This is a genomic window from Mucilaginibacter pineti, from assembly GCF_900101875.1.
In the GTDB taxonomy this organism is placed as follows: Bacteria; Bacteroidota; Bacteroidia; order Sphingobacteriales; family Sphingobacteriaceae; genus Mucilaginibacter; species Mucilaginibacter pineti.
Window position 1 is genome coordinate 451326 of the sequence record NZ_FNAI01000001.1, and the last position, 23553, is coordinate 474878.

General features: G+C 43.7%; 18 protein-coding genes. 8 read left to right on the plus strand and 10 right to left on the minus strand.

Annotated features, from left to right (window positions below):
* Positions 1–43 precede the first annotated feature (43 nt).
* Together xylA and BLS59_RS01805 are read right to left on the minus strand one after the other, a co-directional pair.
* Positions 44–1372 carry a xylose isomerase gene (xylA, locus tag BLS59_RS01800; protein ID WP_091143283.1) on the minus strand — a complete coding sequence of 443 codons (1329 nt, stop codon included), beginning with the start codon at positions 1370–1372 and terminating at the stop codon, positions 44–46.
* Positions 1373–1454: 82 nt separating this feature from the next.
* Positions 1455–2942, minus strand: a complete 1488-nt coding sequence (locus BLS59_RS01805; protein WP_091143286.1) for a xylulokinase — start codon at positions 2940–2942, stop codon at positions 1455–1457.
* Between the two features lie 130 nt (positions 2943–3072).
* Between BLS59_RS01805 and BLS59_RS01810 the strand changes: the two genes are divergently transcribed.
* A complete protein-coding gene (locus tag BLS59_RS01810) occupies positions 3073–4104 on the plus strand; it encodes a LacI family DNA-binding transcriptional regulator (RefSeq protein ID WP_091143290.1) in 1032 nt (343 codons plus the stop codon).
* 66 nt (positions 4105–4170) lie between these two features.
* Here BLS59_RS01810 and BLS59_RS01815 read toward each other — a convergent pair whose 3' ends face one another.
* Positions 4171–4788: a beta-class carbonic anhydrase gene (locus BLS59_RS01815; RefSeq protein WP_091143293.1), complete on the minus strand. Its 618-nt coding sequence runs from the start codon at positions 4786–4788 to the stop codon at positions 4171–4173.
* A gap of 30 nt (positions 4789–4818) precedes the next feature.
* On the minus strand, positions 4819–5460 hold the full coding sequence (locus tag BLS59_RS01820; RefSeq protein ID WP_091143296.1) for a redoxin domain-containing protein: 642 nt from the start codon (positions 5458–5460) through the stop codon (positions 4819–4821).
* Positions 5461–5866: 406 nt separating this feature from the next.
* On the opposite strand from BLS59_RS01820, the gene BLS59_RS01825 reads away from it, so the two are divergent.
* Complete coding sequence (locus BLS59_RS01825) at positions 5867–7525, plus strand: L,D-transpeptidase family protein (RefSeq protein WP_091143299.1); 1659 nt, start codon at positions 5867–5869, stop codon at positions 7523–7525.
* 122 nt (positions 7526–7647) lie between these two features.
* On the opposite strand, the gene BLS59_RS01830 is transcribed toward BLS59_RS01825, so the two are convergent.
* From BLS59_RS01830 to BLS59_RS01845, 4 genes are all read right to left on the minus strand, one after another.
* Complete coding sequence (locus tag BLS59_RS01830) at positions 7648–9912, minus strand: GH92 family glycosyl hydrolase (RefSeq protein WP_091143303.1); 2265 nt, start codon at positions 9910–9912, stop codon at positions 7648–7650.
* Positions 9913–9984: 72 nt separating this feature from the next.
* Entirely contained in the window at positions 9985–12102 is a 2118-nt protein-coding gene (locus BLS59_RS01835) for a discoidin domain-containing protein (protein WP_091144982.1), read from the minus strand.
* 13 nt (positions 12103–12115) lie between these two features.
* Positions 12116–14410, minus strand: a complete 2295-nt coding sequence (locus BLS59_RS01840) for a family 20 glycosylhydrolase (protein ID WP_091143307.1) — start codon at positions 14408–14410, stop codon at positions 12116–12118.
* A 17-nt stretch (positions 14411–14427) separates the two neighbouring features.
* On the minus strand, positions 14428–17109 hold the full coding sequence (locus tag BLS59_RS01845; RefSeq protein WP_091143310.1) for a glycoside hydrolase family 2 protein: 2682 nt from the start codon (positions 17107–17109) through the stop codon (positions 14428–14430).
* A gap of 160 nt (positions 17110–17269) precedes the next feature.
* Here BLS59_RS01845 and BLS59_RS01850 point away from each other — a divergent pair, with 160 nt between their 5' ends.
* Positions 17270–19438, plus strand: a complete 2169-nt coding sequence (locus tag BLS59_RS01850) for a glycoside hydrolase family 3 N-terminal domain-containing protein (protein ID WP_091143314.1) — start codon at positions 17270–17272, stop codon at positions 19436–19438.
* A 367-nt stretch (positions 19439–19805) separates the two neighbouring features.
* Here the strand turns inward: BLS59_RS01850 and BLS59_RS01855 are convergent, their stop codons facing one another.
* Positions 19806–20483 carry an MgtC/SapB family protein gene (locus BLS59_RS01855; protein WP_091143320.1) on the minus strand — a complete coding sequence of 226 codons (678 nt, stop codon included), beginning with the start codon at positions 20481–20483 and terminating at the stop codon, positions 19806–19808.
* Positions 20484–20559: 76 nt separating this feature from the next.
* On the opposite strand from BLS59_RS01855, the gene BLS59_RS01860 reads away from it, so the two are divergent.
* Positions 20560–20952 carry a hypothetical protein gene (locus BLS59_RS01860; protein ID WP_091143323.1) on the plus strand — a complete coding sequence of 131 codons (393 nt, stop codon included), beginning with the start codon at positions 20560–20562 and terminating at the stop codon, positions 20950–20952.
* A gap of 10 nt (positions 20953–20962) precedes the next feature.
* Here BLS59_RS01860 and BLS59_RS01865 read toward each other — a convergent pair whose 3' ends face one another.
* Complete coding sequence (locus BLS59_RS01865; RefSeq protein ID WP_091143329.1) at positions 20963–21664, minus strand: uracil-DNA glycosylase family protein; 702 nt, start codon at positions 21662–21664, stop codon at positions 20963–20965.
* Positions 21665–21846: 182 nt separating this feature from the next.
* On the opposite strand from BLS59_RS01865, the gene BLS59_RS01870 reads away from it, so the two are divergent.
* From BLS59_RS01870 to BLS59_RS01885, 4 genes are all read left to right on the plus strand, one after another.
* On the plus strand, positions 21847–22269 hold the full coding sequence (locus BLS59_RS01870) for a VOC family protein (protein ID WP_091143333.1): 423 nt from the start codon (positions 21847–21849) through the stop codon (positions 22267–22269).
* A gap of 144 nt (positions 22270–22413) precedes the next feature.
* Entirely contained in the window at positions 22414–22791 is a 378-nt protein-coding gene (locus BLS59_RS01875) for a DoxX family protein (protein WP_091143337.1), read from the plus strand.
* A gap of 33 nt (positions 22792–22824) precedes the next feature.
* A complete protein-coding gene (locus tag BLS59_RS01880) occupies positions 22825–23046 on the plus strand; it encodes a hypothetical protein (protein ID WP_091143340.1) in 222 nt (73 codons plus the stop codon).
* Between the two features lie 61 nt (positions 23047–23107).
* On the plus strand, positions 23108–23503 hold the full coding sequence (locus BLS59_RS01885) for a VOC family protein (RefSeq protein WP_240315122.1): 396 nt from the start codon (positions 23108–23110) through the stop codon (positions 23501–23503).
* Positions 23504–23553 lie beyond the last annotated feature (50 nt).

Consider the following 23553-nt stretch of genomic DNA (forward strand, 5'->3'; position numbering starts at 1 on the left):
ATCGGTTAAATTTGGTTTAATATGTTAGATTGACAATTATAAACTATATATACCGATTTATCAAATTTTCTAAATATTCTTGTTTGCCGCTTGTTGCCGTCGGTTCGCCATTGGTGGCGGCATAGTTACGCAAATCTTCTAAAGAAAGCTTACCATCTTCAAAATCTTTTCCGGTACCGGCATCAAATGACGCATAACGGTCAGTACGGATCTGTTTATAATCTGATTTTTGCAGAATGTTATCGGCAATTACCAAAGCTCTTGCAAAAATGTCCATACCGCCAATGTGCGCATAGAACAAATCGGCCGGGTCTGTTGAGTTACGGCGAATTTTGGCGTCAAAATTAATACCGCCACCCTGTAAACCACCGGCTTCAAGGATGATCATCATCGATTCCGTTACCTCATTAATATCATTCGGGAACTGATCAGTATCCCATCCGTTTTGTGTATCGCCACGGTTAGCATCAATCGAGCCTAACAAACCGGCATCGGCAGCCACCTGTAACTCATGCTGAAAAGTATGACCGGCTAAAGTAGCGTGGTTAACCTCCAGGTTCAGTTTAAAATCGTCCATAAGATCATAACGCTGCAAAAAGCCAAGGCAGGTTGCGGCATCATAATCATACTGGTGCTTGGTTGGCTCGCAAGGTTTTGGTTCGATGAAAAAGTTACCGGTAAAGCCTTGTTTGCGGGCATAATCTTTTGCGGTATGCAGGAATTTTGCAAAATGTTCCTGCTCGCGTTTCATATCGGTATTCAGCAGACTCATGTACCCTTCACGACCACCCCAGAAAACATAATTCTCGCCGCCTAAAGCAATAGTAGCATCAAGGGCAAATTTAACCTGTGCGCCTGCATGGGCAAGTACCTTAAAATCGGGATTGGTTGATGCGCCGTTCATGTAACGGCGGTGACTGAACAGGTTGGATGTACCCCAAAGTAATTTTACACCACTTGCCGCCTGTTTCTCTTTGGCATACTCAACAAGGGCCTGTAAACGCCTTTCGTTTTCGTTAACGTCGTTTCCGTAATCAACTACATCCACGTCATGGAAACAGTAGTATGGCAGGTTCATTTTGGTGATGAACTCAAAAGCCGCGTCCATTTTATCTTTCGCGCGTTCAACCGCGTCGGTTTTTTCATTCCAGGGAAATATATGGGTGGCCTCGCCAAACGGATCGGCACCGTTGCCGTTAAATGAATGCCAGTAGGCGCAGGCAAAACGTAAATGTTCCTGCATGGTTTTTCCGGCAACTACCCTATCGGCATTGTACCAGCGAAAAGCCAGCGGGTTATCTGATTGCGGTCCTTCGTAATTGATCTGACCAATTTCTTTAAAATACTCTTTTTCTCCGGTGATGATGCGCATATGTATTTAATTAGTGAATTATTGACTTAGTGAATTAGTGATTATATAAATCGGTATTGTTTGAAACCTCTTTTTTGACTTTTTAATTTTGATTTTTGATTTTAGCTTCCAGCAGCTCTTTCCATTCCTGATAAATTGATTCAAATTGTTGGGTTGATGTAGGCTCAATTAATTGAATGGCTTTGGCATTGCTAAAGGCTTCCGCCGGGGATGCAAAAATGCCCGCTCCTATGCCCGCACCAAGTGCAGCGCCAACACTGCCATCGTTATTGTATAGTTCAACTGGTACGCCTGTTGCATTTACAAAGGTTTCGGTAAATAGTTCGCTTAGGAAAAGGTTGCTTTTGCCTGCACGGATCACGGTTGGATTCATTCCATTGCCGCGCATAATGTCAAGTCCGTAGCGGAAAGCACAGGCTATGCCCTCTTGCACTGCCCTGAAAATATGGGCTTGCGTGTGCAGGTTAAGGTCGATATTTTGGATATGTGCGCCTATTTGTTTGTTGTTCAGCATCCGTTCGGCGCCGTTACCAAATGGCAATATGCGCAAACCGTCGCTGCCCACGGGGGCTTTGGTGGCTTCGGCATTTAGTTGGGTATAGCTTAATCCTGCGCCGAAATTGTGTTTGGCCCACCGGTACAAACTTCCCGTGCCGTTGATACACAATAATACCCCAAGGCGTTTTTGCTCCCGGGTATAATTAACGTGAGCAAACGTATTAATGCGCGATTCCTGATCGTAGGTTAATTGATCGCTAACGCCGTAAATAACGCCTGACGTACCAGCCGTAGCCGCTACCTCGTCGGGATTAAGTACGTTTAATGACAGCGCGTTATTTGGCTGATCGCCGGATTTGTAGGTAACCGGGATGCCAGCCTTCAAGTTCAGTTTTCCGGCAACCGAGCTTAACAGCTGCCCGTGTGCCGAAAACACGGGATTAATAACCGGGAACAGGCTTTCATCAAACCCAAAATAGTTAATGATCTCTTTGGAGATGCCGTTGGTTTTAAAATCAAAGAAAACCCCTTCTGATAATGCCGATACCGATGTGGTTATATCACCGGTAAGTTTCATGGCGATGTAATCGCCCGGCAGCATGATTTTGTCTATCTTACTATATATATCGGGTTCGTTTTCCTTAACCCAGGCCAGTTTGGCGGCGGTAAAGTTCCCTGGCGAGTTAAGCAGGTGCGACAGACATTTTTCTTCGCCAATGGCAGCAAAAGCCTTATCGCCAATTTCAACGGCGCGGCTATCGCACCAGATGATGCTGTCGCGCAGCACATTCTGGTCTTTATCAACCAATACCAGGCCGTGCATTTGGTAAGCAATACCTATGGCCGCAATATGCTGCGGGTTGTACAATGCTTTGGCATGGCACCTTTGTAATGCGGTTTGTGCCTGATCCCACCACATTTGTGGCGATTGTTCGGCCCAGCCGGGGTGTAATGCTTTTATGGGCGATTCTTCATCGGGGTATTGTGCCGAGGCTACGATATTTTGTGAGGCTGCGTCAACAACGCTCACTTTTACCGACGAAGTGCCGATATCGATACCTAATAAAAGCATAAATTATAAGTGGTTAGTAGCATGAATATATGAGTAGTTTATTTTTTGGTACTTTAACGGAACGAATTTAAATAAATATTTAAAATTACAATCGATTGCGTAAAATAATTTTTCCAACTTGCACTTTTAAATGAAAAAAGTAAAACGGACCACCATTTATGATATTGCCGCAAAGCTCGGCATAACCGCGTCTTCGGTGTCGAGAGCGTTGAATAACAGCAACCAGGTTAACGAAAAAACCAGGGAGCTGATCATGAAAACCGCCGATGAACTCAACTATAAACGCAACACGCTTGCATCAAACCTGCGTAAGGGGCAATCAAAAACCATTGGTATTGTGGTGCCCCGCATTAACCAGAATTTTTTCTCGAATGTTATTGCCGGTATTGAGGAAGCCACTTATCAAAAGGGCTACAACCTGATCATTTGCCAATCGAACGAGTTGCATGATAAAGAGATCCAGTGTGTTAACACGCTGATAAACCAGCACGTAGATTGTATTGTGATATCAGTATCGGCTGATGGTAACGACTATCAGCACCTGCAAAACGTAATAGACCACGGCATCCAACTCATTCAGTTTGACCGTGTTGCCGATGAGTTGGAAACGTTAAAAGTTATAAATGATAACGAACAGGCTTCTTTTGAAGCGGTATCGCACCTTATTGAGGGCGGTTACAAGCGGATAGGATTGCTGGAGGGGCCGCAAAACCTTGCCATATTTAAGCAGCGTAAATTGGGCTATTTAAGGGCATTTAAAGCCTACAACGTTCCCGTTATTGACGAATTGATAGTTGAAAACGCCTGGACAAAAGAATTGGGCGCCGCAGGCACCCGCAAATTATTGAACCTGCCCCACCCTCCCGATGCTATATTTGCGTCTACCTCAGACTTCTCCGCGCTTGGCGTATTGGAAGTTGCCAGCGCTATGGGTATAAAAGTACCTGCTGAACTTGGTGTTTTAGGTTATGCCAATGAATCTTTCTCGGAGATCACCAGCCCATCCATCACCACTATTGATCAGTTTAGCTTTTACATGGGCAATACCGTTGCCAACCTGTTTTTCCAGGAGTTAGAAAATACCGATACCAAAACAAAACCAAAGATCATCAGCATAAAACCTGAATTGATTATCAGGGCTTCTACATCGAAGAATAAATAAATCTCATTAAACAACAAACGCCGGGTAAATTACCGGCGTTTGTTGTTTGTGTATATATTAAAAATTTTAATTGAGCACTTCTCCCGCATGGGTGGCATCGGCAACTTCTATCAATTTGCCCGATCTTACATCATAAACGTAGCCGTAAATCGGGATATGCCCTGCAACAAGGGGATGTTGCCTTATGCGTTTAACATCCTCAGTAACGCTGGCCTCCAGATTTTTGAAGGTTAAAAAAGCAATATGGTTTGCCTCGTCAGATCCTCCTTTTTCTTCGGTATTGCGCCAGCCGTTTTCATCTATAGTAGCAGTAGTTAAACTTTTAGTCAGCAGGCCGCGGATAATATCATCTGTAAATAATGCCATGCCGCAATCGGTATGGTGAATTACAAACCACTCCTTTGTACCTAACAATTTGTGCGAGATAACTAAAGACCGGATAGCATCATCACTTGCACGGCCACCCGCATTACGGATCACATGTGCGTCGCCCTCGGCAAGCCCTGCGTATTTGGCGGGATCAAGGCGGGCATCCATACAGGTAAGTATAGCAAACTGCCGCGCCGGCGGAATGGTAAGTTCTGACTTATTGCCAAAATGCTTCACATATTCTTTATTGGCCGAAAGTACCTGTTGGTGTACCTTGGTTTTTACTTTTTCAAGATCCTCTATGGCGTTTGACATGATTTTATTTAAAACTGATGAGTGAAATAATTAAGCCGATTTACGGTTATTGCCTATCAGCGATGATTCGTAAACAGCCGAAATAATGTCTGCAGATGAAAACGTGCCTAAAAAGTCCCAATCGATATGATGGTAAACCACCTGCCTAGCCGAATCGACGATATAGGTAGCCAGCAAAGGTGCGTTTTCATCAATACCCGAAAAGCGATTCCAGGCCGGGTCATTATCAGAAAATACCCTGAATACCTGGGCTACATTTTTTTCCGGATCGTGGTAAAAGTTAAGCGTAAGGCTTTGCGCCCATGCCAGTTTTTCCAGGTCGTCAGTACGTTCATCGGTAATTACCAGCAGGTTGCCGCCACTGGCTTTTATTTCCTGTTGAATACTATTAAGTTGTTTTAACAGATCGAGCCCATGATTGCGCCAGTGCTGCGAATAAAAGGCAATTACCAGCGGCTTGCTCTGTAAATTTCTTAGCGAAACAGGGCCATGTGTTTCAGAACCGTTATAAAATTGCTGCCAACGGCTATAATCAACAGAAAGTTTAAGATCGGGAACATAGTTACCGGCTTTTACAGGCTGTAATTTCTTAAAAGGTTTAAAAGGAAGATCAGCATCGGCAACAACTTCCAACAGGTCAAAAAACGGATATTTATTATTTGTATTTAACATTTTAGTAAAATAGATGGTATATGAATTGTTTTATTTAGGTAGGTGGCTATTGGCTATCTGCAACAACTGCACAATCCATAAATTACCTGGCTGTAATGCACCACCCCGCACGGCGGCGATATATTAGTTTTGTTTGGCAGATAAGTATTCATGAAAATATATTAAATAACGGGGGCTGTAAACTTTTTAATTAGTCTGGGGTTTGGTTGGGAGAAACTCAACAACAGCAGCACATACACATCATTTCTGCAGGTTTATTATCACCTGTAGAAATGCCTGAATTGCGTTTATTTATTGAGTTACCAAACATGACTTTTAATTAATGAAACAAATATACTATAATGTCTATATATTTAGTATACTATTTTAAAATTTTTATTTTCTATCTTACATCAAAAAATAACTTATGCTAAACAGGCGCAGCAGCTACCATTGTTACCTTATAATTCTTTGCATTTTCGCTGTATCCAGCTGTAAACAGGATGTCAAAAAACACCGGCAGTCCAAAGCCGATTCCCTTAAAAAGAAAGCAGTTAAAGAGTGGAATAAAACCATCCCCGGTAACTTTAGCGACCAAACCGCTCTTGTTTTTGACAGCACACAGCTAAAAACATTCCTGCAAAAGTATCCCGACTTTGCGCCGTACGCAAAAGACCTAAGTCTGTTTTATAACAAGCGCAAGTTTGCTTACGCATGGTACGCCAAAGGTTTGCTGATTGAGCAGGCAGGTAACCTGTCTGACAGGTTGAACAACCTGCAAAACGAGGGGATCTATAAAGCTATCCCCTATCCCAAACTATTAGATTCATTAATATTTGATGCGCATCCTAAAGATAAAGTCGCAAAACCAAACATCAATACCGAGCTAACACTTACAGCGCAATATTTTGTTTTCTCAAAACTGGCGTTCCAGGGTATGAAAGATTCTGTAAGCCGGGCCGTTAACTGGTACCTGCCCCGTAAAAAGGTATCATATAACGATTATCTGGATAGCCTGCTGGCAAAACCAGGCAAGCCGGGCAGCACAATTTCTGAACCGGTTTACCGCCAGTATGATCTGCTGAAAAACTTTTTGGCCAAATACCGTAAGCTGGATGCACAGGATAAATGGCTACCCATTGTAACCGGTAAAAAATTAAAACCCGGCGATTCATCAGAAGTTATTGCACAGATAAAGACCAGGCTTTATAAACTGGAGGATTTTAAAGGCGATACGTTAAGCGTTGTTTTTGATGATAGCCTTAAAACGGCACTAAAGCAATTTCAGTTAAGGCACGGCCTCACTGCCGATGGTGCGCCAGGTGCCGGTACCATCGCCGCGTTAAACGTTCCGCTGAAAACCAGGATGCGGCAGATCATCGTAAATATGGAGCGTTGCCGCTGGTTACCGGTAAGCCTTAATACCGATTACCTGGCCGTGAATATCCCCGAATTTAAGTTGCACGTTTATCATGCGGATAGCTTGCTATGGAGCTGTAATGTAGTAGTTGGCCAAAAGGTACATCAAACGGTAATTTTTTATGGCGAAATGCAGTATGTGGTATTTAGCCCGTATTGGAACCTGCCAGAGAGCATCATTCGTAATGAGGTTTTACCGGCTATAAGGCGTAACTCCAACTATGTTAACGAGCATAATATGATCATTACCGGTAAGGAAAACGGTTTGCCGGTAATAAAACAGAAACCCGGCCCGGCAAATTCATTGGGACTGGTAAAATTTCTGTTCCCCAATAATTATAGCATTTATTTGCATGATACGCCATCAAGATCTTTGTTTGGAGAAACGGAGCGCGCTTTTAGCCACGGCTGCATCCGAGTTGGCGAACCGGCAAAGCTTGCCTCCTTCCTGTTGAAATATGATACCACCTGGACAGCCGCTAAGATCAGCAAGGCCATGCACCTGGGCAAAGAGCAAACCATTACCCTCAAACATAAAACACCTGTTTTTATAGCCTACTTTACGGCATTTACCGACAGGGACAACAAACTCAACTTCCGCAAGGATATTTATAACCGAGATGAGCAACTGGCATCGATGGTTATTTCGGGTAATGGAAAGTATTAAAACATCTCTAAACAAACATGTCATCCTGAGCGAAGCGAAGTATCTATTCGCAGACTTGGTAATCGCATAATAGATACTTCGCTTCGCTCAGGATGACAAAATATCGGGTATTATTACCCTACTTACTTCAACACCGATACCGCTTTATTGGCATCGCCTACGCCCCAAACAGTACCGGGCTTGCTGCCCATTGTAATTACCAGCTCGCCGCCATTCATCACATCGGTATGTTTAAAGTAGGTTTTGGTGTAGTTAACGCCATTAAGTTTCATGGCGTTGATATACTTATTTTTAGGACCGTTGTTTTTCACTACAATGTGAAACGCTTTGTTTCCCTTTAATTTAAGTGTGGCCTCGTTAATAACCGGGCTGCCGAAAACGTATAATCCGTTGGCGGGGTTAACCGGGTAAAAGCCAAGGGCCGATAATACATACCATGCCGACATCTGGCCAACATCTTCATTACCTATGATTCCATCGGTTTTATCGGTATAAAAATTATCTAAAATAAACCGAACCTTTTCGGCTGTTTTCCAGGGCTTGCCAGAGTAATCATACAAATAGGTCATGGGATGGCCCGGTTCGTTGCCGTGCGCGTACTGCCCTATTAAACCAGATACATCCGGCGACTTGAATTTACCCATATCGCCTTCAGCAATAAACAACGAATCGAGCTTGGTGTTAAATTTATCCTGACCGCCCAACAGGTTAATTAAACCTTCCACATCCTGCGGTACCAGGAAAGTATATTCCCAGCCATTGCCTTCGGTAAAATCGCCATGCTCATGGATAGAAATAAACGGGCTATAAGGTGTACGCCATTGATTTTCTGAAAGGCGACCGCGCATAAAACCCGCTTTAGGGTCGTAATAGTTTTTATAGTTTTCTCCGCGTTTGCTGAAATAGGCGTAATCGTCCTGCTTACCCATTTTTTTGGCAACCTGTGCAATACACCAATCATCAATAGCATACTCCAATCCCATTGACACAGACTCAGCAGTACTATCAGCCGGGATATAGCCCAACTTTTTAACATATTTAATACCGCGTGCATCCTGCATGGCGGTGGTTTTCATGGCCTCGTATGCAAGGTTGGCATCAAAACCCTTATAGCCTTTCAGCAAAGCATCGGCAACAACAGGTACCGCGCTGTAACCCACCATACAATTGGTTTCATTGGCCATGAGGTGCCAAACAGGCAAGCTCCCCTGCTGCTGGTAAATGGTTAGCATGGAGTTGATCATATCGTTCACATGCTCGGGGTGGATAATGGTTGACAGCGGATTGTTTGACCTGTAGGTATCCCATAAAGAAAACGTGGTAACATTATTAAACCCAACGTTTTTATGCACTTTTTTGTCGGTTCCCCAATAATCGCCGTTAACATCATTAAATATAGATGGCGCTATCATGGTATGATAAAACGCGGTATAGAATTTTTTTAGTTGCGATAACGAATCGGTTTTAATGGTGATCTTGGCAAACTGGGTATTCCAGGCCTTATCAGCATCTTTAACCACCTTATTGAAATCCCAACCCGGGATCTCGGCTTTAATATTCAGCATGGCATTGGCCGAACTAACCGGAGAGATACCCACCTTAGCATAGACCACCTCGCCTTTGGTAGTTTCAAAACTCAATACGCCTTTAACCCTTTTACCTTTTAACTGGGTTCCCGGCTTGTTCTCTGCATCATTATATACGGCGAATGCTTTTATCGGTTTAGAGAATACGGCGGTAAAGTAAATCCGCTGCGCATCGGCCCAGCCCTTTGAGAAACGGTAGCCTTCGATGGTGTTTTTATCTACCTGCTTAATATAGGTTTCCATCGATTCGTCCCAGCCTATTCCCTCTTTCAGATCGATAACCACGTGTGCGTTTTTTGATGCCGGGAACGTGTATTTGTGCATCCCTACGCGGGTGCTGGCTGTAAGCTCAACCCCGATATCGTAACGTTTTAACTTAACTTTATAATAGCCCGGTTTTACAACCTCATCTTTATGGCTGAACAGCGAAAAGTACCCGCTTTGTGGATCTTCCAAAGTGCCCTTGATAACTTTTATAGCGCCTGTTGTTGGCATAAACGAAATATCGCCCAGATCGCCAATACCGGTACCGCTCAGGTGGGTATGTTGGAAGCCAATAATAGTAGAATCGGAAATATGATAGCCAGAGCACCAGTCCCACCCTTCAGACATGTTGGTTGGCCCCAATTGCACCGCGCCAAACGGCACGCTGGCCCCAACAAAAACATGCCCGTGAAAACCAGTACCAATATATGGATCAACATACTTTGTAAGACTTACCGCTGCCGGTTTGTGGTTTTGACCAAATGTATTTAAACTAAAAATTGCCAGCATCCCGGCCAAACAGATTTGTTTTTTCATTATGTATTTATAGAAGATAGTATTTGCTTTAACGATTTACCCGCTAAATAAACCTAAATACTTAATAGTTTATTAATAAACGCTTAATTCGGCAATAGTGATACCATTTCCTGAAATTACATGCACAGCCTCTAACTTAAAATACCGTGCATTAACCGCTTTACTTAAAACCACGGGCTGCTCAATTGGGTTTGATTTGATGTTCGCAAACTCACCAGATGCAACTTTTTCCCAGGTCTTTCCGTCATTACTCGTGTAAAAGTTATAGCTGTCGATAATACCATCGGCCTGTTTATCCTGGCGGGGCAAATAGCCAAATGCTTTTATTTGCTGCGCCTTTCCCATATCAATGCTTATTTGCTGTGGCAATGGAGATTTTTCCTTCGTGAGCGTACTGTATACCGAACGAAGATTTTCATCAAAGGCATTTTCGGCCTTGTTACCATCGTAATTTGAGGTTGTGGAATCCACAACCTTCCAATCGGTTTTGGCAAAGCCGAACGACACAAAGGAGATATCACTTACCTGGCCCTTACCCTCAAAGCTCCGTGCTTTTACTACGCCGCCATCACCAAGTAAAAAGGGTTGGGTATAAACCGGAGAGTTTAAGGTTGGTTCCTGCCCGTTTAGGGTGTAATGGATGGAATTTACAGGCGCTTCGGTACTAATGCTTATCTCTCCTTTTTTGTTCCGGGCTATGGCAGGTGCTGTTAAATGAACGGGCTCTTTAAAAATCCCGAAATCGCTTAACGCAATGGCTACCGGCGAACCGGTTATGCGTAACCTCAATTTACTGGCGGTAATATTTTGTGTTAAACGGATAAGCCGGTTACCGCCAATACTTGTTGCGCTGGCTATAGGCTGCCATTTGCCATTTAAAAAGGCATCAACTTCAACTGAATCTATCCGCTGGCCAAGTTTAATATTTTCCCTTAACCTGATAACGTTAAAAGTTTTAGGTGTGTGCATATCAACGGTTAATTGTGGTGTTGTCACCTTATCATCGGTAGCCCAGTAGGTGTACCTGTCGTTATCTACCAAAAATTGTGGCCCAAATTTGGCATTGTTGCCACCCCGTACATTGCTGGCCGTGAGTGTAGCCCCTTTTACCAGGTTTACGGCGAAGGTTTGTTTTAACAGATTGCCAAATGCCGTGAGCGATTTTACATCTATCTCATTAATAATCCCCCGTTGATCTGGCGATAAACCCAGATCAAGCGCCGCGCCGCGACCAACGCTTTTGTAATACAGATCAAGTAAAGCATAGGGTGATTTAACGCCATCGTCCTGCGTTTTATGGTAAAACCATCCCGGTCTAAGTGATACATCGCACTCGGCAGGCATCCAGAATTTACCGTTGCGGGTACCTTCGGTTCCTTCATAATCTTTTACGTAACCGTTGGCAGGTACTTTACCTTCATCCGGAGCGTGTGGTGTATAAGTGGCCCAGCAGGTTTCGCCGGCATGGCCACGCTCATTACCTACCCAGCGTACATCGGGGCCCACATCGCCAAATAAAACGGCATTGGGCTGCAATTTTCGGGTAATGGCCCAGGTAGTATTCCAACCGTAATAGGTAGACCTATCGATAGTTCTTGCTTCGCGGGCACCGCCGTAATAGCCGTCGCCACCGTTAGCGCCATCATGCCATGAAATAAACAACGGCCCGTAATTGGTATATAGTTCCCTCAATTGTTCACGGTAAATAGCCACATATTCGGGCTTGCCGTAATTGGCATTGTTCCTGTCCCAGGGCGAGCAATAAACACCCATTTTCATACCCAGTTTATCGCAGGCTTCGCGGTATTCTTTTAGCATATCGCCCTTACCGTTTTTGTAGGGAGTGTTGGCAATATTATGCTCGGTAGTTTTGGTTGGCCAAAGGCAAAGCCCATCGTGGTGTTTGGCTACTACCACTACGCCTTTAAAGCCACCTGCCTTGGCCGCCGCCACAATTTGCATAGCGCTAAATTGCGATGGATTGATAAGCTTGGGATCTTCATCACCAAAGCCCCATTCTTTATCGGTATACGTATCAACCCCATAATGAATAAGGCAATACATGCCGGTTTCCTGCCATATTAACTGCCCTTTGGTAGGCAGCGCACCGTAAGGTTTTGGCGCCTGCTGACTAAAAGCCTGCAAACCGGTAATACATAATATGGAGGCTAATGCTATAAATTTTTTCATATACAGGAGATCATTAATTTTTAAACCAGACAGCAGGTATGTCCTGCGGAACTGAACCATTTAAACTGTACTTTAATTTAAGGGTAAAACCGCCGCCGCCTTCAATAAAATTGAGTAAAAACGGATGTGTTCCCATTTTTAAGGCAATTTGCCCGCTTCTTTCACGAGCCGAATGATTACCATCATTATCTACCGTAACAGACGGGCCTATCTTTAGCACCCCGCCATCATCGCAGGTTAAATAGAAAGTGTAGCTACCATCGGCAGGTACGTCAATATACCCCTTATAGGTAATACCAAATGACGGCGCTTTTACCGTTGCAGGCACTGCAATTTCATTGGTGGTAAACACGCTATCAACCTTTGCACTGCTCATTAAGGCAGTTTCTTTAAAATAAGCTTTGTAATAGGTGCACGCCAAACCGGGGTTTGTTGCCCCAATTTTTACCGTGCCAAGCATTTGCTGTTGTGTGTACTGTAAATTATAAACATCGCCACGGGTACCCAAGGCGGTAAAAGCCGCAACCCTTATCAGTCCTGGTTTTTTAATGCTTAATGGAGATGGCAGCGCTGCCGATTTTACAGTTGGCAAAGTACCATCGGTAGTATAGCGTACGGTAAGACCAGGCAATGGCGGGTTGATACTTAATTTACCTTCGGTAGTAAATATGTAGTTATTTAATAAACCGGGCAAATCGGGCAGGCGATAATGGATTTTCATGGCATCCATCCGGTGGTAATGCTGTTCAAGCCGTTTTAAATACGATTCATATTTATCTGGTTGGTTTGTCCATAGATTTTCGGCCAAAGCGGTCATGCGCGGCATATACATATAATCGGCACGCTTTTCTGATGGGATCATCTCCGTCCATATATTAGCCTGTGCTCCTATGATCGATTTTGCTTCTTCGGCATTTAAAACCTTGGGGATGGGATTAAAATGGTAAACCTTGCTAACCGAATACTCATCGGGCTGGGCATCAAAATACAACGGTTCGCCGGGTGTCATGATAACGGTATTGCCGTTTTTAACGGCTTTAACTGGTGCATCTGGCACCCAGGTGCGCCAATACATTACAATAGCTGTGGGGCTGATACCGCCTTCAATAATTTCGTCCCAGCCTATCAGCTTGCGGCCTTTTGAGTTAAAAAACTTTTCCATGCGATTAATGAAATAGCTTTGCAAGCCGGGCAGGTCTTTAATCCCCTCGCGCTGCATCAATGCCTTGCATGAGTCTGATTTTCCCCAGCTGGTACGGTCTACCTCATCGCCGCCTATATGGATGTATTTTGACGGGAAGATCTGCATGATCTCACTGAAAATATTTTGCGCGAATTCATAAGTCGTTTCAATTCCCGGACAAATAGGCTTAGTGAAAGACTCGCCCCATGAATTTTCGCCGTTACAGGTTAAAAACGGGTACGAGTTGATAGCGGCCATCATATGTCCCGGCATATCAATTTCCGGGATTATATCAATGTGCCTTGCTGCGGCGTAAGCCACCACGCCCTTCATTTGCTCCTGGGTATAAAAGCCGCCGTACAGGGTTTTACCATCGCGCTGAATGATATGTTCCTTATCTATCACAAAATCGGGGTTGTCCTTTGAGCGCTCTATACAAGCCGAATCCTGGTTGTTAAAAGTTCGCCAAGCACCTTCTTCTGTAAGTTTAGGGTATTTTTTTATTTCGATGCGCCAGCCCTGGTCGTCGGTAAGGTGCAGGTGCAGTTTATTCATTTTGTAAAGCGCCATCCTGTCTATAAATTTCTCCAGGTAACTTATCGAAAAAAAGTGACGCGATACATCCAGGTGCATCCCCCGCCATTCATAGGCTGGTTTATCATAGATGCTAACTGCAGGTAAAACCAATTGCTTATGAACCACGCCGGTTTCTACAGAAACCGGCAACAACTGCCTTATGGTTTCAATAGCGTGAAATACGCCGGCTGCATCCTTAGCTGTTATTAATACACCGTTGGGGCCTATATTAAGTTTGTAGGCCTCCGGCGCGTTGATAGCAGCATCGTAAACCAGCTTAATACTGTTGATTTTATTTGCTTTGCCGATAGGTAAAGACACACCCAAACCCATCTTTAACAGCTGATTCAGTTGAGTGGCTTCGTTACTAAACTCACTTGCTGTAACAATATTGGTTTTACTGGTAATTATGAAAGAACCCTTTGCCACGACCAACTGGCTTGGATAAGGTATCAGCGGAAATTTAGCTGGGTTTTCCTGCGCCATGATGCCACTGCCGGTTAACACCGCTGCGAGTATCAGAAAAGTATATTTTTTAGCGAAAATCATTATTACTGTTTTTACAATTACTTATTGATCTGTATTGTCTTTTCGGCCACGTTCCAGCCGCCTAATGATATTACAAGGTTGTTTTTATCTGTTGCCGAATTATAATCTATCACCACCTTTTTCTCCTCGCCGGGTAAAACCGAAACATAATTATCGCTGTAAAAAACAGGAAGTACCCTTTGTTTGGTTTCGCTGTCAACCAACGATAAGCGGTTGAAAAATGCCAGCGGACCGTTACTTGCATTGGTTAGGGTTACCTCCACTTTATTATTGCTTAAATATTTTGCTGATGCGGTAAGGTTAGCCTGGTGCATTTTCTGCAAACCTGAATATTCGCCATCCGCATCTGCTATCCAGTAAATATTTTCTGTGATCGCTTTTTTATCCTTATCAAAAAGCTGCAAACTAAGAAATGCTCCTTTATCCTTTGCCAGTTTGGCTATCTCTTCTTTAACAGAAAAATACCGTTTGGTGGTTGATGGTGTAACATCCGAGAAAACCTGGCTCAGGATGCGTTCTTTGCCATCCATATCATAAGCCTTGGCTACCAGCAGCATATTGCTATGTGTTTTAAAAGTATTGTTGGCCACCATCACCATGCCATCTGTAGGGTCGTACATGATGTGCAGTGGTTCGCTGCCACTGTGCAGGCCGTATAAACAGGCATTAGGGTCAAGGTAGTAATCATACATCTGGCCGCGCATGGCAGTCCATGGGTTTTGGGTTTTCCAGATGATGGTACCGGTATACCAATCCCACATGTGTGAGCTGAAGCCTTCCATAAGGGCGCGGTACTGATCGTAATTTACCAGCTGGGCCTTGGTTGCAAAATCTTGTACGTTTTTTGGCTTGCCATATTTATTTATAAAATCATCATAACCTATATACTTATGGTAATCCCAAACCGAGTCTGTTTTGGTTTTGCCGGTAGCGGCATCATACTCGGGCAGTACCATATTTTGTGTTGGAATAAATCTTTTAAGCGATTCATAATCACTTACGCCTACCGAACCAACTTCGGAGTTAAACGGATAGGTTTTATGCGCCCAAAACGTTGATAAAGGCTGAATGCCGTAAGGGCCGTCGCCATTACCACCCATCACATTGCGCGACATTTCTTCGGAGTTGGAATATGGGATAAGCCAGCGTGTATTATCCAGTTTTGGCATAATGGTATCGCGCAGGGCTACAAGGATATCCTCGGGCGGGGTTATCTCGTTACCGCCGCACCAGATAGCCAGCGATGGATAATTACGGATAAGTTTTACCTGATCTTCAATTGATCTTAAATACAGACCATGATCGTCCGGGTATTTGCGGCGTGTCCATTGGTCGTCCAGTTTCATAGGATCGGTCCAGCGGCCGTTACAATCGCCAGATCCCCACATATCCTGAAAGACCAGCATCCCATATTTATCGCATGCCTCATAAAACTCTGGCCGCTCAATAAGCGCGCCCCCCCAAACCCTTATCAGGTTAAGGTTCATATCATGGTGAAAACGTACTTCGGCATCATAACGCATATCGGAAAAGCGCAGCAACTCGTCAGATACTATCCAGTTGCCACCTTTTATAAAGATCTTTTGGCCATTGATATTGATCTGCCTGCTTTCGGTTTTGGTGTTCCATTCGGTAGTGATCTGCCTCACGCCTACCTTAATATCATGCTGATCGGATATTTTATTAGCCCCGGTTACAAACTGCAGGTGCATTGGGTAAAGGTGCTGCTGCCCGTATCCGTTTGGCCACCATAGTTTTGGATTTTTCAGCGAAAGATCATTCAACTGTACATCCAAGGAGCTATTTGCTTTCAGGGTTACTTTTTTTGATACCGCGTTACCATCCAGGTTGTAGCGCAGCTCGCCTGTAATTGGCTGGCCGGTAGCATTCTCCAGCGTTGCCGATACTTTTATAATAGCCGGCTGCTGCGGGCCATCGGACTGGCGAACGCCCGGTACCAATGTAATTATATGCGGATCTTTGATGCGTACACCACCCGTTTTCTCGATAGTTACCTTATCCCAGATGCCTGTATTACGATCGCGGATGGGTTGGATCCAATCCCACCCGGCTGTGTATTGAATACCTACGTTGCGGGCAATGGTACCATCGCCACCCTGGCCACCGTTGGGGTTTCCAACAACATCTGGCGGGTAAACAATAACAGCCACACGGTTGCTGCCGTTTTTGGCAATCCATTTGGTAATGTTGTATGATTGACGCAGGAACATGCCTGTATGCGGTTTATTGGTGAGCTTATGGCCATTTAAAAACACATCGCAGCTATAATTAACCCCGCGAAAGTTCAGATAAACCTGATCTCCGGTTTTGGGTTGAGCTTCGGTAAAATCCTTTACAAACCAATAGGTGTAATAATCGCGACCGGTTTTGTAAATATCGGGGATCTTTTGGTTGTTCATCCCAAAAAACGGATCAGGCACTTTTTTATCAGCTATCAGCGTGGTTAAAACTGTACCCGGCACAACCGCTGGTAACCATGCCTGTGTACTAACCGCCGGGGTGGATAGCTCCGTACCGCTTTGCTTTACGCTGCCGATGGGCGCGCATTTCCACCCTTCGTTCAACTCGTACTTGGTTTGTGCGTTTGCATCCGTGCTTTGAAAAGCAATAAGTGCTATAACAAAAGAAACTATCGATACTTTAAAAAATGCAGCTTTGCCTGCCAGTTGGTTTTTCATTATGAGTAGCGGATTGAATGTTAATTCCACAATAATAGCAGTAACCAGCCAAACTTTTTAAAATATTTTAATAAAGGTTTACCCTGGTGGTTTAGTCCTTTTATTTTTAAATAAAATGCCTTACCATTGCTACTATAAATCTACGGTTTAAACTGTCGCTATGAAAAATATCATTTATACACTTTCGGCCTCATTACTAATACTTTGCACCGGGCAGGCTTTAAAAGCGCAACCAACTCCTATTTATAAAGATGTTTCGCAATCGATTGATTTAAGAGTAAAGGACATGCTATCCAAATTAACGCTCGAAGAAAAGATTTCCCTGCTGGGCTACCGTAGCAAAGCAGTCCCCCGCCTAGGCATCCCGGCATATAATTGGTGGAACGAGGCCCTGCATGGTGTTGCCCGCGCGGGCGAAGCCACTATATTTCCGCAGGCCATTGGTATGTCGGCAACGTTTAATGATGTGCTTTTAAAACAGGTGTCTACCGTAATTTCTACCGAGGCAAGGGCGAAATATAATTTAGCTATCGCGAAAGACAGGCAACTGCAATACATGGGCCTCACCTTTTGGACCCCCAACATTAACATTTTTCGAGACCCGCGCTGGGGCCGCGGACAGGAAACTTACGGCGAAGACCCTTACTTGACGGGCCGCATGGGCTCTGCATTTGTGCGGGGGTTACAGGGCGATGATCCTAAATATCTCAAAGCATCGGCAACCGCCAAACACTTTGCGGTACACAGCGGCCCCGAGGCTACCCGCGATCATTTTGATGCCATTGTAGATGAAAAAGACCTGCGTGAAACCTACCTGTACGCCTTTCATGAACTGGTAAGCAACGCGCATGTAGAATCGGTAATGAGTGCTTATAACCGGGTTAACGGCGTACCTAACTCTACCAATAAAATGCTGCTTACAGATATTTTAAGAAAAGAATGGGGTTTTAATGGTCACGTAGTAACCGATTGCGGCGCACTTGATGATGTTTACTCACAGCACAAAACCCTGCCCGGTCCCGTTGAAGTTGCCGCCGCCGCATTAAAGGCAGGTGTGGATCTGGATTGCTCAACCATTTTGCAAAATGATGGTTTAAAAGCGGTTCAGCTCGGATTAATAACCGAAAAAGATATCGACCTGGCATTAAGCACAACCCTGCGTACCGAGTTTAAGCTTGGCTTTTATGACGATCAATCATTAGTGCCTTATCATAGTTACGGTGCCGACAGCGTACATAATGCCGCCCACATAGCGGTTGCCCGTAAAGTGGCACAGCAAAGCATGGTACTGCTTAAAAACGACAAAAATATATTGCCATTGAACAAAGCCAACCTGTCGAGTATTATGGTGCTTGGCCCCAACGCGGCTTCCCTGGATGCCATGATTGCCAATTACCACGGGACAAGCAGTAAGGTGATAAACTTTGTAGAAGGTGTTACCGCCGCTGTTGGCCCTGGCACAAGGGTGGAGTATGATATGGGCTGCAACTATTCCGATACCACACATTTCGGCGGTACCTGGGCAGCTGGTGAAGCCGACGCTGCTATAGCTGTTATTGGCCTCTCGCCGGTATTGGAGGGCGAAGCCGGTGATGCCTTTTTATCAGAAAGCGGCGGCGATCGTAAAACGTTAAGCTTGCCGGCAAGTGAAATAGCCTTTATAAAAGAATTAAAAAAGAGTGTTAAAACCAAACCGCTTATCGTGGTGATTACAGCCGGCAGCAATGTAGATGTAGCCGCTATTGAGCCTTATGCCGATGCTATTATCTTAGCCTGGTACCCCGGTGAGCAAGGTGGTAATGCCCTTGCAGATCTGGTATTCGGTGATGTTTCGCCATCGGGCCATTTGCCGGTTACTTTTTATAAAAGCATCAGCGATTTGCCCGATTACAGCAATTACAGCATGAAAGACCGCACTTACCGGTATTACAATGGCCCTATCCAATATCCCTTTGGTTTTGGATTGAGCTACACCACATTTGCGTATAGCCTCAGCAGCAAACCAAAAAGCATTTACAAAAAAGACGAAACCATTTCCGTAGCAGTAAATGTTAAAAACACCGGCACCATTAATGCCGACGAAGTTGTACAAGCCTACATTGAATACCCCAAAATAGACAGAATGCCCATAAAAGAACTAAAAAGCTTTAAGCGCGTAACTGTTGATAAAGATGCCGAACAAACCATTACTTTGGATATCCCCGTACAGGAATTACAAAAATGGGACATGACTACACATAAATGGAAGGTTTACCCCGGCAGGTATAAATTGATATTGGGCAGCAGTTCGGCAGATGAAAAATTGAGCGCTGAGTTTGCGGTGAAATAATCGGGTCTTTTAACTTTATTCTTAATGCTTCCCTTTGGCTTTGCGTGGTTACATCTTTTAAATGAGTAACACTGCTTTTACATTGTTTGTCATTTAGGCTAAAGCCATCTTTTTGCGTGCTTTTATCCGTTGGTTAAAACCAACGGCAATGAAAAAGCTACATGAAAATTACCGGCGGATAAAAAAGGCGGCGTTAAAAAGAATTGCAATATAAGGAAGCCACCCCAAAATTCATTGCCGTCCCATTTATGGGACGGATAAAATAAGAAGCTAACTGGCTTTAGCCAAATACCAGGCACCTAGATAAACGTCCATCCGCGTCAAAGTTGCCATTATCTATAGAGTTAAAGAAGTCTTCGCCATTCACTCAACTTAAAAAATCCACACCGGTTACGCCGGTTATGTTTTTAAGCTCGGCAATAACTTTTAAAACGTTCTCGTTTTCGGTGAACTGTTTTTGAATGGTGATCAGGATCTCGTCGCTGCCATCACCGGCAGATAGGCTGAGTTCTTTGAAAGGTATATTATGCTCATTAAGCACCACTTCTATCGCATCAAAATCCACGTGTTTCTGAGCCAGCAGCATCCTTATTTTACGGTAACGGTTCTTTTTAAAGAACCGGTTCTCAAAAGGCTTAAACACAGCGAGGATGATAAAGGCTATAAGTGTAGTAGCCACCGCTTCAATATATAAACCGCCGCCAACGGCCAAACCAATGGCGGCTACCGTCCAAAGACCCGCTGCGGTGGTTAAGCCCTTTACAATTTCGTTACGCAGAAAAAATATGGTGCCTGCTCCCAGGAAACCAATTCCGCTTACAACCTGTGCAGCCACCCGCGATGGATCAAGCGAGATGCCCGGCTTGCCTATCACATCATTAAAACCATACATGGAAACAAGCATAATAAGTGCCGAACCAAGTGAAACCATCATGTGGGTTCGTAAGCCGGCTGTCCACTGGCGGCGTTCGCGCTCCCAGCCAATTATACTGCCCAGCAAGGCGGCAACAAACAACCGCAAGAGCATATCATAAGTACTTAACATCAGTGTATCGGTTTAAATGGTATAAACGTTAATCGTTCATGGTACTTATACATGAACTGTTAAAAATTTGTTTTAAATGGCGGTGGTATTTTCTAATGGTACAAAAACAAAAGTGCCCGGTTTTTGTCTTTTATATCTAAATATACACACCATGATAGTAAGCGGCGTAACATTTGGAGTAAACAAAGAAGACGGCAGTCATTTAAACATAGCTATCGACCCGGCTGGTGTTGATGCCGCAGCCAACACAAGCACCTTTAAGCTATATCATGAAATTGATAGCCCCAAAACCTTTGACAAAGGATATCTTGGTGCCATTACCCTAAACGGCGCCGACGAGGGCTATGATTATGCAGGCGGTACCGATCTTACTGATTTTGAATTGAAGCAATTAGCGCAATTTATTCGCGGTTACCATGCTACAGGCAAGGAATTTGACGATCATAAGCGCGATATCAGCACAAAATAATTCCCGATTATCAATCTATTATTACTTTGTTGAATGCCTCCAGATATTTGGCGATGTAATGCTGTTTGGTTTTTGATTTGTATTGCATAATAAACCGGGGATGCTCCAATGCTATTATCTGCTTAAAAAACTTTTGCTCGTTGTTAAGCTTACGTAAAAAGGCTTCGTTTTTACCAGTGCCGAAACAAAAACAGATATCAGTTTCAAAACCAAGCTGCAGTTGCTTCTCAATATTTTCGATGATGAACGGGTAAACGGCCTTTTGCAATTCGGGTTTATCGTAGTAATTGTAATTTACCTCTTTACCCCTATCGTTGGTGATGGTAAACCCTAACGGACAAACCGAATGGATATAAAACTGCCTGTAAAATTCACTGATACCGCCAAAAGCATTAATCATATCGTACACATATTCTGACGATGGCTCATGCGTTATCGGCCCGTTATAAGGGATATGACATTGGTTGATCATCCGCTTGGGGTCGGTAAAGCTTACGCCCGTCATGGCCGAACCAAACCTGCCGGGATTTATACCCAGTATCAAATGCCGTGGATGATTATCGCTGTAATATTTGCGGTAAAATTGCGATGATACATCGGTGGCAAAATCATTATCCTTAAAAGGATTCATAATGCTGATGCCCGCCGGCAAAGCGCCTTTGTATTCCAGCTGATTATTGAATGCGATTATCCGGTCGGCAAATGTATTCATATTGGGTGCTAACCTATTAAAAAATCGGTACAAAAATATAATGGCTTTAATGAACGGGCAACCGATTGGGTTTGTGTCTTAATTTAACCCCTTAATTGTCGTATTTAACCCTTTCTGGTTTTAATTAATCGGCGTAGCTTTACTGTACAATTAAAAACATAAATCACAAAACCTCAATTAAAATGGCAACACTTAATCCGTATTTAAACTTCCTGGGCAACACCGAAGAAGCATTTAACTTTTACAAATCTGTTTTCGGCGGCGAATTTTTAGCGCTTGTACGTTTCCGCGATATGCCTCACGCCGGTGCAACAGCTCCGGAAGATGCTGATAAATTAATGCATGTATCCCTGGCCGTTGGCAAAGGAAATGTATTGATGGGCACTGATGTAGTTGGCGATATGGCAAAGGACTTTATAGCAGGTAATGACTTCTCACTTTCGCTAAATGCGGATAGCATCAAAGAAGCCGACACTTTATTTACAGCGCTTTCTGCCGGAGGCACCATCATTGTGCCTATTGGTAACTCGCCCTGGGGAAGTTATTTTGGCATGTTAACCGATAAGTTTGGCATTAAATGGATGGTGGATATGCAATTAAGCTAAATTCTAAAAAATAAATTCTAAACTCTAAAAAGGAGAGCATTTAAATTCTAAACAATAATTTCTAAATCCTAAAGGTGGGCGTTTTACAACTCTTGCCTTTAGGTAATTAAAAATCCTAAAACATTAACCTTATACCATATAATTATGAAGATAGCTATAATCGTCATCCGGTCATTATTGGGCCTGATGTTCTTGTGGGCATCTGCGGCTTATTTTTTAAAGCTGTACCCTACTCCGGTAATGACAGGCAGCATAAAAACCTTTAACGATGGCATAGCCGCGTCTGTTTACCTGATGCCGTTTGTGAAAATTATTGAACTAATATGCGCCATTCTTTTACTGGCAGGCAGATACGTGGCGCTGGCCCTGTTGGCTTTATTTCCTATAATGCTGAACATTGTTTGTTATCATGCTTTTTTACAACCGGAGGCATTACCTTTAGTAGGAACGCTATTAATAATGCTGTTGTTTTTGGCCTATACACAACGCGCCAAATATGCCCCGTTGTTTACTTCAAAATAGTAACAATATAAACGGACTAAAAACAAACTGTATATGACGGTAGAAGTTTTTAAAACCAATGTAAGCAAACGCAAGTATGCCAACATCCTACTACTCGAGATCCATAGAACCTTTGAGGGTTATAAGGCCAACTTTGATCTGGAGGATTGCGATAACATATTGCGTGTACAATGCGCCGACGGCCACGTTAAAGCCAGCGCGCTGATTGTGTTTTTGAAAGATTTCGGCTATCATGCCGAAGTGCTGCCGGGTTAGCCCTGCATTTTCAAAAACAAAAAGCGGTTTGATTAATTATTTACTTATACAAAAGGAGGTTATGATGTTAAAAGATAGTAAAGCATTCAGCAGTTTCTCTGTAAATGATATACCGGAGGCCATTGAGTTTTATGGTAAAACGCTTGGTTTGGAGGTGGAGAAAGATCCTGAAATGGACGGTATTTTAAACCTTAAAATTGCCGGAGGCAACAGTATTTTAATATATCCGAAGCCCAATCATGAGCCGGCTACTTTTACCATTATCAATTTCCCGGTACAGGATGTAGAAAAAACAGTGGACGAGCTTACTGCCCGTGGGGTTAAATTCATCGTTTATAATGAAGAAAGCTTTAAAACCGACGAGAAAGGTATTTCAAGGGGCAATGGCGGCCCAACAATAGCCTGGTTTAAAGATCCGGCGGGTAACATTTTGTCGATTTTGGAGCCAACGAGTTGATCATCTATAAATGATCAACTATAAAAAAGTGCCTAATATTATTTTGTATA

What these genes read in the sequence shown, in the direction of transcription:
- BLS59_RS01850 (WP_091143314.1), top strand. Translation starts at nt 17,270, where the DNA reads ATGAAAAATATCATTTATACACTTTCGGCCTCATTACTAATACTTTGC.
- BLS59_RS01835 (WP_091144982.1), bottom strand. Translation starts at nt 12,102, where the DNA reads ATGAAAAAATTTATAGCATTAGCCTCCATATTATGTATTACCGGTTTG.
- BLS59_RS01875 (WP_091143337.1), top strand. Translation starts at nt 22,414, where the DNA reads ATGAAGATAGCTATAATCGTCATCCGGTCATTATTGGGCCTGATGTTC.
- xylA (WP_091143283.1), bottom strand. Translation starts at nt 1,372, where the DNA reads ATGCGCATCATCACCGGAGAAAAAGAGTATTTTAAAGAAATTGGTCAG.
- BLS59_RS01855 (WP_091143320.1), bottom strand. Translation starts at nt 20,483, where the DNA reads ATGTTAAGTACTTATGATATGCTCTTGCGGTTGTTTGTTGCCGCCTTG.
- BLS59_RS01815 (WP_091143293.1), bottom strand. Translation starts at nt 4,788, where the DNA reads ATGTCAAACGCCATAGAGGATCTTGAAAAAGTAAAAACCAAGGTACAC.
- BLS59_RS01840 (WP_091143307.1), bottom strand. Translation starts at nt 14,410, where the DNA reads ATGATTTTCGCTAAAAAATATACTTTTCTGATACTCGCAGCGGTGTTA.
- BLS59_RS01880 (WP_091143340.1), top strand. Translation starts at nt 22,825, where the DNA reads ATGACGGTAGAAGTTTTTAAAACCAATGTAAGCAAACGCAAGTATGCC.
- BLS59_RS01805 (WP_091143286.1), bottom strand. Translation starts at nt 2,942, where the DNA reads ATGCTTTTATTAGGTATCGATATCGGCACTTCGTCGGTAAAAGTGAGC.
- BLS59_RS01860 (WP_091143323.1), top strand. Translation starts at nt 20,560, where the DNA reads ATGGCGGTGGTATTTTCTAATGGTACAAAAACAAAAGTGCCCGGTTTT.
- BLS59_RS01820 (WP_091143296.1), bottom strand. Translation starts at nt 5,460, where the DNA reads ATGTTAAATACAAATAATAAATATCCGTTTTTTGACCTGTTGGAAGTT.
- BLS59_RS01885 (WP_240315122.1), top strand. Translation starts at nt 23,108, where the DNA reads ATGATGTTAAAAGATAGTAAAGCATTCAGCAGTTTCTCTGTAAATGAT.
- BLS59_RS01865 (WP_091143329.1), bottom strand. Translation starts at nt 21,664, where the DNA reads ATGAATACATTTGCCGACCGGATAATCGCATTCAATAATCAGCTGGAA.
- BLS59_RS01825 (WP_091143299.1), top strand. Translation starts at nt 5,867, where the DNA reads ATGCTAAACAGGCGCAGCAGCTACCATTGTTACCTTATAATTCTTTGC.
- BLS59_RS01830 (WP_091143303.1), bottom strand. Translation starts at nt 9,912, where the DNA reads ATGAAAAAACAAATCTGTTTGGCCGGGATGCTGGCAATTTTTAGTTTA.
- BLS59_RS01845 (WP_091143310.1), bottom strand. Translation starts at nt 17,109, where the DNA reads ATGAAAAACCAACTGGCAGGCAAAGCTGCATTTTTTAAAGTATCGATA.
- BLS59_RS01870 (WP_091143333.1), top strand. Translation starts at nt 21,847, where the DNA reads ATGGCAACACTTAATCCGTATTTAAACTTCCTGGGCAACACCGAAGAA.
- BLS59_RS01810 (WP_091143290.1), top strand. Translation starts at nt 3,073, where the DNA reads ATGAAAAAAGTAAAACGGACCACCATTTATGATATTGCCGCAAAGCTC.